Source organism: Paenibacillus sp. FSL R5-0345 (assembly GCF_000758585.1).
Classification (GTDB): domain Bacteria; phylum Bacillota; class Bacilli; order Paenibacillales; family Paenibacillaceae; genus Paenibacillus_AQ.
Genome location: NZ_CP009281.1, coordinates 4,622,124 through 4,639,699, shown reverse-complemented (window position 1 = coordinate 4,639,699; position 17,576 = coordinate 4,622,124). Strand labels below are relative to the sequence as shown.

The following is a 17,576-nucleotide window of genomic DNA, read 5'->3' as shown; positions in this document are numbered from 1 at the left end:
TTCTCAATTATAGTATACCAGTCTTTCTTTCTATTGACTATAATGGCGCTTATGATAGTGTTTAGAATAATCCGCTAACAGAATTATGTTAACGAATAAGAAAGTAAATATTGGACCCCCGCAAAGTACCTGAGTATGCATCGAAGCTAAGCCTCACTTTGTGGGTATATTTTAGGCATGAAAGGAATGGGGATTTCATGACAACTTGGAATTTACAAGGAACCGTAAGTCATTTGTTGATATGTAATGGTAGCAGCTGCAAGAAACACAAAGGTGAGGAAGTAGCTGAAGCGATAGAAGATGAGATTGAGAAGCAAGGTGCACAGAGTCTTATTCATACGACGGTAACTCGTTGTAATGGTAGATGTTCAGATTCCTGCGTTGTGATTGCATACCCTGAAGGGGTTTGGTATAAAGAGATCACTCCCAAATTAGCGAAGTCGTTAGTACGGAAGCATTTACAGGGTGAGAAACTTGAAGATCATCTACTGTATACATATGATGGTCAGCTGATTGCAGTGGATGACAAGGGAGCTAAAGGGAAGAAGAAAAAATAGCCGTCCATAAATGAAGCTTGGAAGCAAGGGGAATTCGTAGGATATAAGGTTGGAACACCGCCAAAGCGCTGGCGGTTTTTTTGTCTTTTCAGGAGGGCAATGCCGTTCCTTTTTGTTCAGCCCGGGATTATGATTGAATGAAAGGAAGATCTAGGGGGAATAGACATGTTTAAGAGGTTTACTGTGAATAATCATGTTCTGGATCTTACAGGATATGGGACTGGAACAGATAAGAGATCTGATACAGAAGCTAGTCGAGTATGTGAAGGATCATGACTTTCCAGGCGTGTCAGGTGAGCCAGAAACGGCACAGTTATTTGCGGAAGCTTTTTGTGAATTTCATGAGAAATTTTTTCATACATATATGATGCTTGAGGCTTATCACTGCCTAGTGGTAAAGAAGCCCGCAAATGTTGAAGGATACTTACGACTTGCGACTGAAGAATACAGTACTACGATTGCAGAATTCATGGCAGGCTTCTCAGAGGATGCTTTTGGCAAACCTGTTCAGCCTAAATTGATGTTCCCAATGGCTAAAGAGGCTGCTAGCTCAGGGAGGTTGTATCTATGGGGTGTAGATGATATCCCAGTCTCTATGGCTAACATCGCTCACCAGACTTCGAGACATGCTCGAATAATTGATGTATATACGCTTCGCGCTCATCGAAAAAAAGGGTATGCTAGCGCAATCGTGGCAGAAATATGTTCACAATTGCTCCATGAAGAGGTAACACCAGTGCTTTATGCGGATGCCAAAAACCCGGATTCCAACAAAGTATATCAATCGATTGGTTTTGTGGAGGCGGGCAAAATCGCGGACATCAAATTTGACTTGCGCCCCTAACGTTGACTATGCTATTAAAAAGTGAATAAAATAACACTTCATATAAGGTGGCGCATGGGGGAGAGGGTACGATGGAGAGGCTGCAGGTGTGGCCGGAGAAGTTTAAAAAGTTTTTTCTGAACAATAAATTTGTGGTAAGCTTACTTATTTTATTGTTAACTGGGTTAACTATCCTAGTGTTCTCAAAGATACCGTTTATTTTCACTCCTATATCTGTATTGCTGCACACAGTGGCTGCACCATTGTTACTATCGGGTATCGCTTATTACTTGCTGAATCCGCTAGTAGACCGAATGGAAAAAAGATTCAGGATGAAACGTGTATATGCAATCATCATTCTTTATTTGATAATTGCGGGCATCATCACGCTGATTCTGGTCATGGTGATTCCAATTCTTCGAACGCAATTATCTGGTTTGATCGACGATTTTCCAAGGTATAGTGACTTGATTCAGGAACGGTTTATGAACCTGACAGGCAGCGAATTCTTTGGTCAAGTACAAGATAGTATAGGAACCAACCTAAGTGAAATTACCAGTAAAATTACGGCTTGGGGCACTTCTTTTCTGAATAATGCACTAACAGGTGTAGGGAGCTTCGTCGGAGCCGTTACGGAGATTGTTCTGGCGGTGGTAACAACACCGTTTATTCTATTCTACTTGCTTCGTGATGGAAAAAGATTGCCGGATTACATTTTGAAATTTGTACCTACCGCGCTGCAGCCGCAAACTCGGATGGTAATGTCGGAAATGAACGCCCAGGTATCTTCCTATATTCGAGGACAAATTATAGTAAGCTGCTGCATTGGTGCGCTGCTCTATATTGGCTATTTGATTATTGGTCTGGAGTATTCACTTGTTCTTGCCATTGCCGCTGCTTGTACAGCAGTTGTTCCTTATTTGGGTCCGGCAATTGCTATTACACCGGCATTAATTGTGGCTATGGTCACTTCACCATTTATGCTGCTGAAGATGATCATCGTCTGGACGGCTGTACAGCTGATTGAAGGAAAGTTTATCTCTCCGCAAATTATGGGCAAGACTCTGAAGATTCATCCGATCACGATCATTTTTGTGATTATTTTTGCCGGAAAAATGTTCGGCATTCTTGGTATTATCCTTGCAGTTCCTGGTTACGCGGTACTCAAGGTCGTATTTACACATATTTTTCAATGGTTCCGGTTCCAGTCCGGATTGTATAAGCAGATTGAAGAGAATAAGGAATAACGTGGAAGGGTGAAATGTAATGGTAGGACCGATAGCAGTAACCTCTTACGGTAAGCTTCAAGGACGAGAGGAGGGTGGCGTGAACGTTTGGCGTGGAATCCCTTTTGCCGCTCCGCCAGTTGGAGGGCTTCGATTTCGTGCGCCGCAGCTACCAGAAGCTTGGAGCGGAATTAGAGATGCTTCTGAATTTGGTCCAGTTAGCCATCAGCCAGCGGATAAGAAAGGTACGCGTTTCGGCGGCTTAACGCCTCGCCATGCTGAGGATTGTTTATACTTAAATGTATGGTCACCTGCGTCCCAAGGCGAGGCACTTCCTGTAATGGTCTGGATTCATGGGGGGACATTTGTGACTGGTGCGGGTAGTCAGCCACAGTTTGACGGCACTAGCTTCGCGGAGCACGGGAATGTGGTCTTGGTGACGATTAATTATCGATTGGGACCGTTTGGTTTTATGCATCTGTCTTCACTTGGTGACGGATTTGCTTCAAATCAAGGCTTGCTGGATCAAATTGCCGCACTGGAATGGGTAAAGCTTAATATTGCCGCCTTTGGAGGCGACCCGCAGCGAGTCACGGTATTCGGAGAATCAGCTGGCAGTATGAGTATCGCCGCACTATTGGCTATGCCTGCTGCGAAGGGATTATTTGCAGGGGCGATTATGCAAAGTGGAGCTGCTCAAACGTTGCCAAATCAGCAAGGAAAAGATATTGCAATAGCACTACTTACTGAACTAGGTATTTCTCCTAAGGGAGATACTAGCTTACTTAATACATTCTCAGCGGAACAAATTATTGAAGCAGCCACAAGAATGACCATTAAATTAACGGGTGGTTCAATAGGCATGTTATTTCAGCCTGTCATTGATGGGGATACGCTTCCTCAAGATCCTGCGCAGGCTGTAGCATTAGGATCGGCGCAGGGTATCCCATTGCTCATAGGAACCAATCGAGATGAGGGTAATTTATTTTTCAGGGGAGAAACACCTGGTGCAGATTTTGATGAATCGCTCAAGGCGCTGGAGCAGATGATGGGAACTGGAAGTTTAGCGGAGGTTGCCAGTCACTATTCTTCTACATGGGAGGGACAGGCGGAGATTCTAACGGATCTTTATTTCTGGGGAACCTCTATATCCTTAGCAGAGAATCAATTGGCCCATGCGCCTGTCTGGATGTATCGTTTTGATGGGACAGTTCCTGGTCATCCACTGTTAAATAAGGCAGTACATGGTGCGGAAATTGCCTATGCTTTTAACAATCTGTCTCATGTAACTCGCTTGGGAGCGGAAATTACACCGGCGATGCAAAAATTGGCTGACAGTATGCATGCGGCATGGATTGCCTTTGCTCATCGAGGAAACCCAGCTACAGCTGAGCTATCATGGCCTGAGTATACGCTGGAAGAACGTGCAACTTTGATCTTTGATGAAGAGATGCGAGTAACTAAAGATCCCGATTCAGAGAAACGCAAGAGAATTGTCTCTATCTTGGTGTGAGAAGTTTGAGGGGATGAATGAGGATGCAGGTCCAAGGATTTAATCATGTGACGGTAAATGTGAGTGATTTATCACGTTCGTTGAATTTCTATACAGGTATTTTGGGTCTTCAGCTAATCCACAAGGGAAACACAGATGCCTATCTGGAATGGGGAAGTGCGTGGATTTGCCTCATTGAAAAGCCTGAATTTACCAAATCCATAGATAGTGTAATTGGGATAGACCATATTGCCTTTAGCATAGCGGAGGAACATTTCGAGGAAGCTGTTCATATATTGCAAGCCCACGAAGTGCGATTGATCAGGGGACCTGTTAAACGGGGAGTTGGCTGGACGGTTAACTTTCTCGACCCAGACGGTATACAGCTGGAGCTGCATACCTCCAATCTAAAAGAACGAATGGGCGTTTGGAAATAACAAACAAGAATAAACAGACAGGGGAGCTTCTCAGCCAAGAATGGCTAATGGGCTCCCCTTTTTTTATCGACCTAAATATTCCTTGATCCCTGAAACTACGGCACTCGCTACTTTGTTCTGAAAGTCTGCGGTGTAGAGTAGGGCTTCATCCTTGGTATTACTTAAGTAACCACATTCTAATAGAATGGCAGGCATTTTAGTTTCTCTTGTTACATGATAATTCGCTTGACGAACCCCTCGATCCTGAAGACCGGTAGCGACTGAGAGATATTTATGAACGGTTTGAGCGAATAACAAGCTATCATTACGCGTGTAGTAGGTCTCTGTGCCGCTAGGGTTGCTCTTACCACCCACCGGGATACTATTGGCATGAACAGAGATGAACAGATCAGCCTTTACCTTATTGGCCAGGTTAGATCTATCCTGCAGAGTCGGGTATGTATCATCACTTCGAGTGAGCACAACCTCGATATTTGGCTCTTTCTTTAGTAATTCTGCAATTTTCAATGCTGTTGGTAAGGTGAAATCTTTCTCTTTAAGCTTGTTAACACTTGAACTCCCTGGATCTTTCCCACCATGTCCTGCATCAATGACGATTACCTTCTTATCTGTGTTGCCGGTAGCTGGCGGAGACGTTGTAACCGGCACTTCAGGTAAGGTGGTTTCAGGAGTTGTAACGCTAGTCCCATTTAGATCCACTATAATAAGTCCATCGTTAGCATTTATCAAGCTATAGCTGTTAGGGCTGTTCAGATCAATAACGATCCGGATCGTAGATGGAGAACTACTGAATAATGAATAACGAATGGTTGAGACATTAGGATATTCGGCAATCGTCAACTGTCCACTTTGGTTTTTTCCGACGGAAAGGTTCTGATGAAAGCTGTCGCCAAAGCTGGTGTTTGGTAAATCTACGACAATCCGGTCCTTATCTGTCATAGTGAATACACTAGGTGTTACACTACCGTTCACCGCAAGGATTAGTTTGTTATCGACGAAGCTAAGATTAGTGAGTGCTGTAGTCGATGTATCTCTGTCAGTTGCTGTGTTACCATTGGATCCGTTATTGGAGGGTGCGGTTACAGATGTATCTGGAACTGTAGTTTCTGCATCGTCTCCGCCAATCTCGGGTGCTGGAGAAGTTAAATATACCGTTTTAGTAACATTATCCCAACCGACAGTGGTTCCTGTCTGCTCTCCAACGAATCTTAAAGGTACGAGGGTTGTGCTACCGCTGAGAAACGGAGGGTTGTCCAATTTTACTTGTTTCCCTGAAGCTTCTGCCATCGCATTATTCACAATAAGCTTTAATGTAGTTCCTTTTTGCTCAATGATTGCAGTCTTGGTCACGTTATCCCATTTCACGGTATAACCAAGCTGCTCCGCAACGAGGCGAAGTGGAACCATCACGCTTCCATTTACAATTTGAACCTGTGCGTCTTTTGAAATCTCAAGATCATTGCCGTCTAGATTGATGTGTGTCTCTGCAGAGCCGGCATAACCAGTTCCTGGATGAACTAGCACCAACAAAAGCAGCAGTAACGCCAAAAAACCAAACTTCTTCATCTGCAATCCCTACCATCCCCGTTTCTTGGTTTCTAGCAATTCTTACTTTTTCTTCCTTTGATGCAGTTTGGGCTTATATAAATCTTAAACGACAATAGTTTCCAAAAGTTGCGCTCTTTTAGAGTGAAAAAGGAAAAATTTCGGTATAAAATGCAAAAAGAGAGCTTTCCCAAATATTTGGGCTAGCTCTCTTCCCCTAAGAATATTTTATTTTATAGAGGTATAACCAGTTTTCTCTACCAATTCCTGACCCTCAGCAGATTGAATCCAATCTAGAAAGGGCTGGATATTTGGGTTATCACTTCCAGCTGTTACAGCATAAAACTCTGTAGCCAAAGGGTATTCTCCATTGCGAATACTCTGCTTGTCGGGTGTTACACCATCTACGGCTAGTAGTGTAATTTCCCCGCTTTGATTCATTTCCGATGCATAGAATAAGAAGCTGTAACCGAGTGCGTTTTTATAATTGCGATAGCTGGAGGTTTGTTGAATGATTCCGCTCATAATATCTGCCACATCTTCCTTAGGTGGTGTCATAAGCGGAGTGTCCCCCATAAACTTTTGCAGCATCGTCTGGCTCCCACTATCCTCTGGTCGTTGAAAAGCGCGAATTCGGTTATTGGGGCCTCCTACATCTTTCCAATTGGTGATCTCACCCGCGTAAATATCTTTGAGCTGAGCGGTGGAAAGTCCAGTTACGTCATTTCGTTTATTTACAAAAAATACGAATGCCTCACGACCGATCGGTGTGAGGTTCAGCTCGACACCTTTTAGTTTTGCTTGTTTCTGCTGTGCGAGAGAAGGAGCCGCAACAAAAATGATATCCGTCTCACCTTCAATTAGTCTTTTGTAAGCTTCGGGCGTGCTGCTGCAAATCACTTGGCTTTTTTGAAAATCATATGCATTATAGCTGCCCTCAGGATAAGCAGATTGCACAAAAGCTGAATAGAGTGGGTAAAGTGCGGTTGCGCCATCCAATTTTGGTAGGTTGCTATCGATACGATATGTAGAAGGTTTATCCAAATTGACTGCTTTGGTATTCTCGGCAAAAGGTTCGTATTGTACCAGATTAACTTCTCGATCATCGACCGTGGCAATACTGTTGATATATGCTTGTTTGATCTCATATCCTGCGGTTACGAGCACACTAAGTCCGAGGATGGATAACAATACAATATTGCTTGTTCTTCGGGATAACACATTAAATATAAGGAGTACAACATAAATGGCTATCACCACAGATAAAACCGCCACAAGTGGAGTATAAAACATTAGTCCCCCGTAAAGCGCGGTAATTATCGAACCTATAAATCCTAAAAAAGCTATGACTCCGACAGCAAAAAAGGAGAACAATAACTTCGTCCAGAAGGACTCCTTCATCCAAAATGATTCTTTCATAACAACCTCCTTGTACTTATTGTTAAAGTATGGAAAAATAACATAATTTCATTATACAGTAGCTTTTTGGATGAAACAGTAGAATAATATCGAAAGAATATGTAATAAAAAGCTGTAATACATGAAAGATTTATGTATATTTTCATAAAGTACTGGACGAATGGCAAGAAGAGGTTTATTCTGAGATTGTGAAAAAAACAACGGAATACAAGATTCTCGGGGTAGGGTGAAATTCCCAACCGGCGGTAATGTTCAAAGCGAACTGAGCCCGCGACTCACTTGTTCTGCTTGCAGAGAAGTGACTGATCTGGTGTAACTCCAGAGCCGACGGTAAAGTCCGGATGGGAGAGGATCATAAGATAAAGGCGCTAGGAGTCTATCCTGTACGTCTTTATTGATAATGCCCCCGAGTCGACCTTTTATGGTGATTCGGGGGTTTTTGGTCTCTTATCGAGGGTTTGTATCGACAAGGAGAATGGAATTATGAGTAATGTAACAGCTTCATCATCAGCTAATAAGGTAAGCAGCACGTCGCCATTACGCAGTGGGTTTTGGCTCGTTGTGTTCGGTGCAGCACTATGGGGCGTTGATCCGCTCTTTCGTATTATCCTCTTAAAATCTTTGACCTCATCGCAAATTGTTCTTTTGGAGCATGTGGTGCTTTTCTTGGCTGCTTCCCCTGTTCTTTGGCGTCACCGGGCGGAGTTAAAAGGCATTGGATTTCGCCAGATTGGAGCTTTGCTAATTGTTTCCTGGGGAGGTTCTGCCGGGGCAACCATTCTATTTACAATGGCTCTTTCCAGTGGGGACTTGAATGCAGTACTGTTGCTGCAAAAGCTTCAGCCGATATTCGCTATCGGTCTTGCAGCCTTAATTCTTAAAGAACGTCTGCCTAAAAATTTCGGAATCCTCATAACTGTGGCACTGGTAGGAACCTATCTGTTAACCTTTGGCTGGAGTATCCCATTTGGACATGTGAATAACTTTATCGGTGTTAGCAGTTTGATGGCTTTAGGAGCCGCTGCACTGTGGGGTGGATCTACAGTAATGGGTCGTTACCTGCTTGGGTCTATGAAATATGAGACAGTGACTTCCCTGAGATTTATATTGGCGCTGCCTTTGCTCTTCGTGATTACCACACTAGAAGGAGCTCCTTGGCAGATTAATGGCGGGTTTGGCGCATCTGCTGCTATTGCTATTAATTTGTTGCTACAGGCCTTGCTGCCAGGACTACTCAGTATGCTTATGTATTACAAAGGACTTAGCACTACCAAAGCTTCCTTCGCTACATTGGCTGAATTAAGCTTTCCTATGACGGGAGTAATCATTAACTGGATCGTATTCCAGCAGCTCGTCACCCTACCGCAAATTATCGGATTTGCGTTGATCTGGACCGCTTTATTCTTTATATCGAGTCAACAAACTAAACCGCAAACACTCTGAACAAACTCTCAATGAACAGATTGTACTATATAAAGGGATGACTGGAATGCCTAGAGGCTTTCAGATCATCCCTTTTTCTATGTCTTCACCTTACATTCGACTGCAAAAACTGCAGAAATGTTTCTTACGTAGCATATAGCGTAATAATTTAAGCCTTTACAATAGAGAGGACGATAACAGTACTTAAACAGGAACTTGCCTGTCTACCTCATTTTTTAGGGAGAAATTGATCTATGCGTTCAGGAAGATTATTTGTACAATAGAGGCTATGACATTTGAGTCGGAGTGTGAAGGAAAGTGTATAGATATAATTTATTTACCAAAATCGTGAGTATCATGGTCATCATGCTAATTCCAATTACGATTCTCTACTTTTATTCCAATAAGACGACCACGGATGTGCTACGTACGGAGTTAAATACTTCGAACAGCAATCAGCTGAGTTTTTTTCAGAATCAAGTAGAGAGCAACATGGAACTATTGTCCTCTTGGCCGATCCTGCTAATTCATGATCCTGATATTTTGAGTCTAAAGGATACTTATTTGAAGGGAACGCATTTGAACCTGGATGCGATAAACCTGATCAAGCGGATTCAGACCAAAATCAGTATCCAAGAAAGCTCCTCCAACTGGAAGAGTAAATTGTATCTATATTCACCGTCCATCCATCGAATGGTTTCAGAGAATGATGCAATACCGTATTCGGATGAGGATCTAAAGCGGGAAGTAAAGTCAGGCTGGCATGTAGAGAAGATCGCTGAGCAGGATGGCGACCATTTTGTATTCTCTTGGTTTTCTTTTACACCCTTTATGTCAGAGTTCTCTCCTGAAAAGGTCAATACGATTATGAAGGTGGAGTTCGATAGCCGTAACATCGAAGATATGCTGGATAAATTCAAAAGTGATGGCAGGAGAGATCCCTTTTATTATAAACAGGGTACTGGACTTATCTTTAACCGCAGTGCCGACAAGCTGCTAGCTGAAGAGTTGGTAGAAAGGCTGGAACAAGAGCAGCTGAGGGAGAGCGAGAATCGTACTGTGAACATAAAAGGTGAGTCCTACAGTGTGAACATCGTCTATTCGGATAAAATGGGCTGGTATTTAATCGACTATATGCCGTTGTCAGAAATACTGCATCCGATTCAGACCTCCAACCGCTTATTCTATTTTGCTATTGGTGCATTGTTATTAATGAGCTGTCTCGTAGCCTATCTATTATATGTTCAGGTGCAAGTGCCCGTTAGGTTGTTGGTTGGCGGTTTCCAGAGGCTGAAGCAAGGGGACTACTCAACGCGGGTGGAAATCAAAGGGAAGAATGAGTTCAGCTTCCTATCCGGACGGTTTAACAGTATGGTAGAACAGATTCAGATGCTGATAGAGAACGTGTTAATGGAAAAAATCCATGTTCGAGAAGCTAGATTAAAGCAGCTTCAATCTCAGATTAATCCGCATTTCTTCTATAATTGCTTCTCATTTATTACAAGTATGGCGAAGCTCGATAATATGGGTGCTGTCGTTGGGATGTCGCATAATTTATCCCGTTATTACAGATATACGACTCGCCAGGAACGTGATTTAGTCGCTTTATCCGAAGAAACGGAGTTTGTGACTCACTATCTGGAGATCCAAAAAATGAGGATGAGCAGACTTCAGTATGAAGTTCATATCCCGCAGCAAATGCGGAAAAGAGATCTTCCACCGCTGGTGCTTCAACCTTTGGTTGAGAATGCAGTGATTCATGGGATAGAGCCTGTCTCTAAAGAGGGGCTAGTGCGAATTACGGGCTCATGTAACGGAAGAGTCATGGTACTAACGGTTGATGATGACGGAAAAGGCATGACCCCAGAGGAAATTATCGAATTAGAAAACAAGCTAGGCAAGGCGATGGATGAAGAAATGGGCTGCGGGCTTTGGAATGTGCATCAGAGAATGCGGCTGCGTTTTGGTGAGGATGCAGGGTTGACTATTGCACCATCACCACTCGGTGGATTACAGGTTAAACTTCAGTGGTTATTACCCCTAACTGACAATAATACGGATGACATCTAGGAGGGAATATGATGATAGAGATATTGTTAGTCGATGATGAGCCCTATGTAACGGAAAGTCTGGCCCGCACGATTCCATGGGACGAGATTGGTGTAAAGCAGGTACATCAGGCGGCGTCAGGTGCTGAGGCACTGGACATCTTGGAGCAGCAGGATATAGATATCATGGTTACAGATATTTCTATGCCGGGGATGTCCGGTTTGCAAATAATTGAAACGGTAAGCGAGAGATGGCCAGATATCCGGTCGATTCTGCTGACAGGTTATTCTGATTTTCAGTACGCTAAGAAGGCGATTCAGCTGCAGGCCTTTGATTATATTTTGAAGCCAGTCAGTGATGAGGAGTTTATTAAAAGTATCTCCGGAGCGATTGAATCTCTAAAAGACGAATGGGAGGCACATGATAAATATCATTTGCTACTCTATAATCGCAAGGCTGATTACAGTGTCTTGCGGGCGAATTTGATGCATGAATTACTTCTTGGCAGAGTGCTGTCTGAGCGGACACTTGCCTTAAAGCTTAAAGAATATGAAATCTCATTCGAATCGGATGTTGAAGCGTCGATGTTATTGATTCAGCTGGGTAAACACTATGCTGCAATGGATCATCATTCAGTCTCATTAATGGAATATGCCATCGGCAATATTGCCGAGGAGCTCTTCAAGGAGCAGTTCCATGTCTGGTTCTGCAAAGCACCACATGATTGTTTGATTTTGCTTGTGGAACTGAAGCCAGTTATCCAGCGGGAGTTAGAGAAGTCGAATAATTACGATGCAGCGAGACAACAAATCCTTAAGTCAGCGATAGCTAATTTCAGAACTAGTGTTAGCAATTATCTAAAGGGTGAGATTTCACTTATCGTAACGGAGTGGTTTGCTTTCCCCGAAGGGATGACGGCTGCCTATCGAAGTGGCCTAAGTTCTATGTATTTGACAACACATAATGAAACAGGCTCGGTACTTTATCTGGAGGACCGTCATCTTCAGGAAATGATGAGTATTAAATCGCTCGAAAGCCTTTATCGTCCGCCAACGCTCATTCATTTGCTGGAATCTAAACAATGGGATACAGCCCGGCAGAAGATCGCGGATGTGTTCCGAGATATGGAGAATGCACGCTTTTCAAGTGAGCATCTGTATGAGGTCTTTTTGTCCATTACCAATGCGTTCATGTACATTGCTCATAAAGGAGGGCAATTCATCTCGCAAATCGACCAGTATGCGTTCGACCCAATGCTGACACAGAGCATTATTGTTTCTTTTGACAAGCTGAAGGACTGGGCGTTTGATATGTTAAACAAGCTTCAAAAGGAACTCTCAGAAAGTGATCAGAATACGAAAAGTTACATTATTAAGCAGGTGCATGAGCTGGTGGGAAACCATTCTGGGCATGATCTGTCGGTCAAGACGATAGCGGATCATGTATATCTGCACCCTGTATACTTATCTAAAATTTATAAAGCAGAGACAGGAGAAGGACTCGGAGACTATATTATCCGCATGCGGATGGAACGTGCACTATATCTGCTTAAGAACACTAACAAAAAAATCTATGAAATCACTACTGAACTTGGATATCAGAATCCGCAATATTTCAGCAAAATGTTCAAAAAGCACTACAATATGACACCAAATGAATTTCGTGACGGATAGAGAGGTTGAGAAAGGTGCAGAAACCTTGTTTAAATGACGTATTCGACATCATCTCCGTTCCCTATAATTAAGTCATAACCAACACTTAAGGAATCTAAGGGGGAACAAAATGAGCGCGATGAAGAAAAAGAGATGGCTACCGCTCCTGTGTATGAGTATGCTTTTGGTAGGTAGCCTTGCAGGTTGCTCGAGCAATAATGCTGCTGATGGAAAGAATACAGCTGGTGATACGACCACAAATACAACTTCAAATTCTGAAAACGCCTACAAGGATAAATATGATCCTGAGGTAACTATTACAACAGTATGGGGTGTTGACCCTGAGCTTAAATTCAAGAACGGGGAAAGCATTGAGAATAACGTAGCTACAAAGTGGACAAAAGAAAAGTTCGGCATCAACATTAAATCACTTTGGTCCATCACTGATACGAATGGTGCATTTGGAACCAAGCTGCGCCTGTCGATGTCATCAGGTCAGGAAATGCCTGATGTTGTAACCATTGGTACAGGTGATAGCACGATTGCTCAGGATTTGATCGATTCCGGTATGTATGCTGAAGTGGGAACGTTGTTCGATAAATACGCTTCAGCTACATGGAAAGAAGCCATGGCACAGGATCCTAACGTATGGAACCAATACAGCCGCGATGGCAAAAGAATGGGTCTACCTGTACTTGATTACGCGTACAACCATGATTACATTCTTTGGATCCGCCAAGATTGGCTGGACAAGCTGAATATGCAAGCACCTAAAACGATCGATGAGCTAGAAAAAGTTATGGATGCATTCAAGAATCAGAACCCTGATGGCTTGGCACCAGATAAGGTAACACCGCTCAGTATCGGCTTTAAGACATCAATGAACACTTGGATGGGCGATCCTTCCTGGATCTTCGGTGCTTACGGAACGCTTCCACAGCAATGGAATCTTGATGCTGATGGTAAACTGGAATACGGCTCTGTAAATGCGGGAATGAAGCAAGGGCTGGAAAAAATGAAGGAATGGCTCGCAAAGGGATACATTCCTCAAGAAGCAGCACTATGGGATGAGAACAAAACAGCTGAACCAGCAGTGGCGGGTACGGCAGGTATTCTCCCAGGACCTTACTGGATGAGCGGTTGGCCGCTTCAGGATACTGTGAAGAACGCTCCGGATGCTGTATGGGCTCCAATTGAAATTCCAGCAGGACCAGATGGTAAAGTTATGCGTCACGGTACACAGTTCACCAACGGTGTAACGCTGATCAGCACTAAGATGAAAAATCCAGAAGCATTCTTTACCTATCAAAACTATCTGTTCGATAACTTCGCTGATCCAAAGCCTGGTAGCGAGCTGGATAATGGTCTCTTCGCAGGCTATGACTATGAACTGGATGCAAACGGTAAGATGATTGACAATGAAAAAATTGCTGGTGGTTATGTGAACAGCGTTCGTTATATGCTGGTTCGTGACGGTGCCCGGATTCCGGATGCCCAAATGAAAGCCCTGCTGAACCTCGCAGATGGCGGAGAACCAACCACTCGTCTGGAGAAGGATGTAGCTGTAAACTATGGTAAGGATACTCCTGCAGCTGCAAAGGTTCTGTTGGCGCAAGAGGATAAATCCTTCAAGAATATGTTCACAGGTCCTACTACTGAAACTATGAAATCGAAGATGGATTATCTGAATAAGATCGAGAACCAAACGTTTAATGAAATCATCTATGGCAATAAACCACTAGAAGCTTTCGATACCTTCGTAGCGACCTGGAAATCAGGCGGTGGAGACCAAATCACCAAAGAAGTAAATGATTGGTATGACAGCGTAAAATAATGCTCTGATAAGGGTATAAGTAGCACCATTCGGGACTGTTCCCTCGGCTTTTTATTAAGCTGTAGGAACGGTCCCTTTTTGCGTTAGCGGCTATTTGAAAAGGTGTATATTAGGATCAATTTCTAAGTGGTAAAGAGATTGGTTTTGTACCATATATATTGGTTTTGCTCGCTATTTGGCGAATCCTGTCGTTGCTATAATTTGAGTATGGTTACAGAAGAACTTGACACGATATGGGGGACCAAGGATGAGAACACTTAAAAAAACATGGCCATTTCACTTAATGTTACTGCCGGCGATGATCTTCCTGATCATCTTCAGCTTTATACCGATGGGCGGAATTGTGATGGCATTTCAGGATTATAAGCCATGGCTAAAAATTTCGGGATCAGCGTGGGTTGGATTAGATAATTTCCGCTATCTATTTGAACGTAATGACAGTATGCAGGTCATTTGGAACACTTTGATTATTGCCGTTCTGAAAATGATCTTCAATCTGGCTGTGCCGTTTGTGTTCGCCATTCTATTGAATGAGATTCGCAAGGTTTATATCCAACGTACGATTCAGACATTGGTATATTTACCTCACTTCTTGTCTTGGGTCATCCTTGGCGGGATATTGCTAGATTTGCTTGCTACAGATGGTTTCGTCAATCAGATCCTCGGCAGTATGGGGATTAAGCCTATCTTTTTCTTAGGAGATAATAACTGGTTCAGGTTTACGGTCATTCTCACGGATGTATGGAAGGAATTTGGTTATAACACGATCGTCTTCCTAGCTGCTCTAGCAGGAATTAATCCTTCATTATATGAAGCTGCTGAAATAGATGGTGCAACCCGCTGGAAGCAGACACGTTTTATCACAATGCCTTCTCTACTGCCAATGGTTGTTGTTGTAGGTACTCTGGCGCTTGGAAATGTATTGAATGCAGGGTTTGACCAGATCTTTAACCTCTACAATCCGCTGGTCTATCAGAAAGGCGATATTATCGACACCTTCGTATACCGTACAGCGATTCTGAATGGTGAGATGGGCTTTGGAACAGCAATCGGACTGTTCAAGTCAGCCATTAGTATGGTATTGATCCTTGTTTCGTACAGCCTGGCTAAGAAATGGGCAGGATATCGCATTTTCTAAACTACCAAAGGAAGAGGGAGACCTATGTATTACAAAACTAGAGGTTATCGTATTTTCAACATATTCAATACTTGTTTTCTAATTCTACTCGCACTCATGTGTATTGTTCCTCTGATTCACGTATTAGCTGTATCTTTCAGTGCCAAGTCTGCGGCTGACGCCAACCTGGTGGGCCTGTGGCCAAAGCAGTTCTCTCTGGAAGCTTATAAAAAGACAATGAATAATCCGATATTCCTACACTCCATATGGGTATCCGTGCAAAGAACTGTACTCGGAACCGGACTCACACTACTGATTACTTTTTTGGCAGCGTATCCCCTATCAAAGGAAAACTCGGCCTTCAAAGGTCGGAATGTATATTCCTGGTTGTTCGTTTTCAGTATGGTGTTCAATGGTGGTCTGATTCCATTCTATATTGTTATCCAAAAGATTGGCTTAATGGATTCCTTCTGGGTACTCGTTCTGCCAGGTGCGGTGAATACATTCTTGGTCATTCTGATGCTGAACTTCTTCCGGGGCATTCCTAAAGATCTGGAGGAAGCTTCGTTAATAGACGGAGCAGGACATTTCCGAACCTTGTTCAGCATATACTTACCGATTTCATTACCATCGATTGCGACGATTGCATTGTTTAGTATGGTGTTCCATTGGAACTCCTGGTTCGATGGCCTATTGTATTTGAATAATTCCAAGCAGTTTCCGCTGGCGACCTTCCTTCAGACCGTTATCATTCAACGGGATATGAGCTCCATGAGCATTAATCCGAAGGAAATGGAATTGATCTCGCAGACAACGGTTAGAGCCGCGCAAATCTTTATCGGGGCTGCTCCAATTCTAATCGTATATCCATTCTTGCAGAAGTATTTTGTTAAAGGGATGACACTTGGTTCTGTAAAGGAGTAGGGATGATGATAACGACATTTATCAATGGAATGGACATCTCGTTTCTGGATGAAATAGAGCAGGGTGGAGGCAAGTTCCACAGTAGCTCTGTTCGGACGGCTGAGGAGGGCGAGGATTTACTCCATATCCTTAAGGACAATGGAGTAAATGCCATCCGCCTGCGGATTTGGAATGACCCTCCTGGGGGCTTTTGCAATTTGGAACGTACGCTGGTTATGGCTAAGCGAATCAAGGACGCAGGGCTTAACTTTCTTCTGGATTTTCATTATTCAGATAAATGGGCCGACCCCGCTAATCAATGGAAACCAAAAGCTTGGGAGTTACTTGATTTTAGTGGTTTGACATCTGCTGTGTACGAATATACTCGTGAAGTTCTTGAGGCGTTGCAGTCTCAAGGTACCCTTCCCGATATGGTGCAGATTGGGAATGAGATTACGCCAGGCATGTTATGGGGAGAGGGCAAGGTAGATGGAGATAGTGATACTCCGGAACAGTGGGAGCAATTCACTACGCTAGTTAAAGCGGGTATAGCGGGTGCGAAATCCGTCGATTCTGACTTGTCCATCATGATCCACATTGACCGCGGGGCTGATCATCCGACTAGCCGTAACTTTTATGATAGGTTCTTGGAGCATGGCGTTAATTTTGATGTTATCGGATTATCTTTTTACTCCTGGTGGCATGGTACTTTGGACGACTTGCAGCATAACCTGAACGAATTAGCGATGCGTTATAACAAGGATATCATTGTGGTGGAAACAGCCTATCCTTGGACGCTGAATGCACCTGAGGGTTTCTCTGTAATTGTTAATGAGGAATCCCAGCTACATGAAGCTTATCCAGCCACAGTAGAGGGTCAAGCTAACTATATGAAGGATTTCATTAGCGTAATTGAGAATACACCTAACGGAAAAGGCATCGGCTTTTATTACTGGGAGCCCGCCTGGATCCCTTCGCAAAAGGAATGGTCTGTCGGTCATGAGAATGGATGGTCCAATTTAGCTCTGTTTGATTTTGAAGGTAAGAAACTGGATTCTCTTCAATTCTAGAGAGATCATAAGGAATAACAAAAAAGACAG

At 43.3% G+C, this 17,576-nt stretch carries 14 protein-coding genes and 1 riboswitch; of the genes, 12 read left to right on the top strand and 2 right to left on the bottom strand.

What is annotated here, in order from left to right:
• The first annotated feature begins 197 nt into the window (after nucleotides 1–197).
• The 5 genes from R50345_RS20660 to R50345_RS20640 all read left to right on the top strand — a co-directional run bounded on the left by R50345_RS20660 (nucleotide 198) and on the right by R50345_RS20640 (nucleotide 4,535).
• Nucleotides 198–557, top strand: a complete 360-nt coding sequence (locus R50345_RS20660; protein ID WP_042129701.1) for a (2Fe-2S) ferredoxin domain-containing protein — start codon at nucleotides 198–200, stop codon at nucleotides 555–557.
• Between the two features lie 193 nt (nucleotides 558–750).
• Complete coding sequence (locus R50345_RS20655) at nucleotides 751–1,401, top strand: GNAT family N-acetyltransferase (protein WP_052414671.1); 651 nt, start codon at nucleotides 751–753, stop codon at nucleotides 1,399–1,401.
• A 71-nt stretch (nucleotides 1,402–1,472) separates the two neighbouring features.
• Nucleotides 1,473–2,627 (top strand): AI-2E family transporter, encoded by a 1,155-nt coding sequence (locus R50345_RS20650; protein WP_042129699.1) that lies wholly within the window; start codon nucleotides 1,473–1,475, stop codon nucleotides 2,625–2,627.
• A gap of 19 nt (nucleotides 2,628–2,646) precedes the next feature.
• A complete protein-coding gene (locus tag R50345_RS20645) occupies nucleotides 2,647–4,119 on the top strand; it encodes a carboxylesterase/lipase family protein (protein ID WP_042129697.1) in 1,473 nt (490 codons plus the stop codon).
• Nucleotides 4,120–4,142: 23 nt separating this feature from the next.
• Nucleotides 4,143–4,535, top strand: coding sequence for a VOC family protein (locus tag R50345_RS20640; RefSeq protein WP_042129695.1), 393 nt, complete (start codon nucleotides 4,143–4,145; stop codon nucleotides 4,533–4,535).
• A 63-nt stretch (nucleotides 4,536–4,598) separates the two neighbouring features.
• Here R50345_RS20640 and R50345_RS20635 read toward each other — a convergent pair whose 3' ends face one another.
• On the bottom strand, nucleotides 4,599–6,101 hold the full coding sequence (locus tag R50345_RS20635) for an N-acetylmuramoyl-L-alanine amidase family protein (RefSeq protein WP_042132331.1): 1,503 nt from the start codon (nucleotides 6,099–6,101) through the stop codon (nucleotides 4,599–4,601).
• Between the two features lie 207 nt (nucleotides 6,102–6,308).
• Nucleotides 6,309–7,499 (bottom strand): PstS family phosphate ABC transporter substrate-binding protein, encoded by a 1,191-nt coding sequence (locus R50345_RS20630; protein ID WP_231573848.1) that lies wholly within the window; start codon nucleotides 7,497–7,499, stop codon nucleotides 6,309–6,311.
• Nucleotides 7,500–7,707: 208 nt separating this feature from the next.
• Nucleotides 7,708–7,856: riboswitch (FMN riboswitch) on the top strand.
• Between the two features lie 126 nt (nucleotides 7,857–7,982).
• Here R50345_RS20630 and R50345_RS20625 point away from each other — a divergent pair.
• The 7 genes from R50345_RS20625 (at nucleotide 7,983) to R50345_RS20595 (ending at nucleotide 17,546) form a co-directional block, all read left to right on the top strand.
• Nucleotides 7,983–8,942, top strand: a complete 960-nt coding sequence (locus R50345_RS20625; RefSeq protein ID WP_042129693.1) for a DMT family transporter — start codon at nucleotides 7,983–7,985, stop codon at nucleotides 8,940–8,942.
• Between the two features lie 297 nt (nucleotides 8,943–9,239).
• Nucleotides 9,240–10,991 (top strand): sensor histidine kinase, encoded by a 1,752-nt coding sequence (locus tag R50345_RS20620; RefSeq protein ID WP_042129691.1) that lies wholly within the window; start codon nucleotides 9,240–9,242, stop codon nucleotides 10,989–10,991.
• Between the two features lie 11 nt (nucleotides 10,992–11,002).
• Nucleotides 11,003–12,643 carry a response regulator transcription factor gene (locus tag R50345_RS20615; protein ID WP_042129689.1) on the top strand — a complete coding sequence of 547 codons (1,641 nt, stop codon included), beginning with the start codon at nucleotides 11,003–11,005 and terminating at the stop codon, nucleotides 12,641–12,643.
• Between the two features lie 109 nt (nucleotides 12,644–12,752).
• Nucleotides 12,753–14,456: a type 2 periplasmic-binding domain-containing protein gene (locus R50345_RS20610; RefSeq protein ID WP_042129687.1), complete on the top strand. Its 1,704-nt coding sequence runs from the start codon at nucleotides 12,753–12,755 to the stop codon at nucleotides 14,454–14,456.
• A 247-nt stretch (nucleotides 14,457–14,703) separates the two neighbouring features.
• Entirely contained in the window at nucleotides 14,704–15,594 is an 891-nt protein-coding gene (locus R50345_RS20605; protein ID WP_042129685.1) for an ABC transporter permease, read from the top strand.
• A gap of 24 nt (nucleotides 15,595–15,618) precedes the next feature.
• Nucleotides 15,619–16,497 carry a carbohydrate ABC transporter permease gene (locus tag R50345_RS20600; protein ID WP_042129682.1) on the top strand — a complete coding sequence of 293 codons (879 nt, stop codon included), beginning with the start codon at nucleotides 15,619–15,621 and terminating at the stop codon, nucleotides 16,495–16,497.
• 5 nt (nucleotides 16,498–16,502) lie between these two features.
• Entirely contained in the window at nucleotides 16,503–17,546 is a 1,044-nt protein-coding gene (locus R50345_RS20595; protein ID WP_042129680.1) for a glycoside hydrolase family 53 protein, read from the top strand.
• Nucleotides 17,547–17,576: the final 30 nt, after the last annotated feature.

Excerpts from the sequence above, each read along its gene's own strand:
- R50345_RS20625 (WP_042129693.1), top strand. The coding sequence starts at position 7,983 with ATGAGTAATGTAACAGCTTCATCATCAGCTAATAAGGTAAGCAGCACG.
- R50345_RS20630 (WP_231573848.1), bottom strand. The coding sequence starts at position 7,499 with ATGAAAGAATCATTTTGGATGAAGGAGTCCTTCTGGACGAAGTTATTG.
- R50345_RS20645 (WP_042129697.1), top strand. The coding sequence starts at position 2,647 with ATGGTAGGACCGATAGCAGTAACCTCTTACGGTAAGCTTCAAGGACGA.
- R50345_RS20635 (WP_042132331.1), bottom strand. The coding sequence starts at position 6,101 with ATGAAGAAGTTTGGTTTTTTGGCGTTACTGCTGCTTTTGTTGGTGCTA.
- R50345_RS20600 (WP_042129682.1), top strand. The coding sequence starts at position 15,619 with ATGTATTACAAAACTAGAGGTTATCGTATTTTCAACATATTCAATACT.
- R50345_RS20610 (WP_042129687.1), top strand. The coding sequence starts at position 12,753 with ATGAGCGCGATGAAGAAAAAGAGATGGCTACCGCTCCTGTGTATGAGT.
- R50345_RS20660 (WP_042129701.1), top strand. The coding sequence starts at position 198 with ATGACAACTTGGAATTTACAAGGAACCGTAAGTCATTTGTTGATATGT.
- R50345_RS20655 (WP_052414671.1), top strand. The coding sequence starts at position 751 with ATGTTCTGGATCTTACAGGATATGGGACTGGAACAGATAAGAGATCTG.
- R50345_RS20595 (WP_042129680.1), top strand. The coding sequence starts at position 16,503 with ATGATAACGACATTTATCAATGGAATGGACATCTCGTTTCTGGATGAA.
- R50345_RS20615 (WP_042129689.1), top strand. The coding sequence starts at position 11,003 with ATGATAGAGATATTGTTAGTCGATGATGAGCCCTATGTAACGGAAAGT.
- R50345_RS20650 (WP_042129699.1), top strand. The coding sequence starts at position 1,473 with ATGGAGAGGCTGCAGGTGTGGCCGGAGAAGTTTAAAAAGTTTTTTCTG.
- R50345_RS20640 (WP_042129695.1), top strand. The coding sequence starts at position 4,143 with ATGCAGGTCCAAGGATTTAATCATGTGACGGTAAATGTGAGTGATTTA.
- R50345_RS20605 (WP_042129685.1), top strand. The coding sequence starts at position 14,704 with ATGAGAACACTTAAAAAAACATGGCCATTTCACTTAATGTTACTGCCG.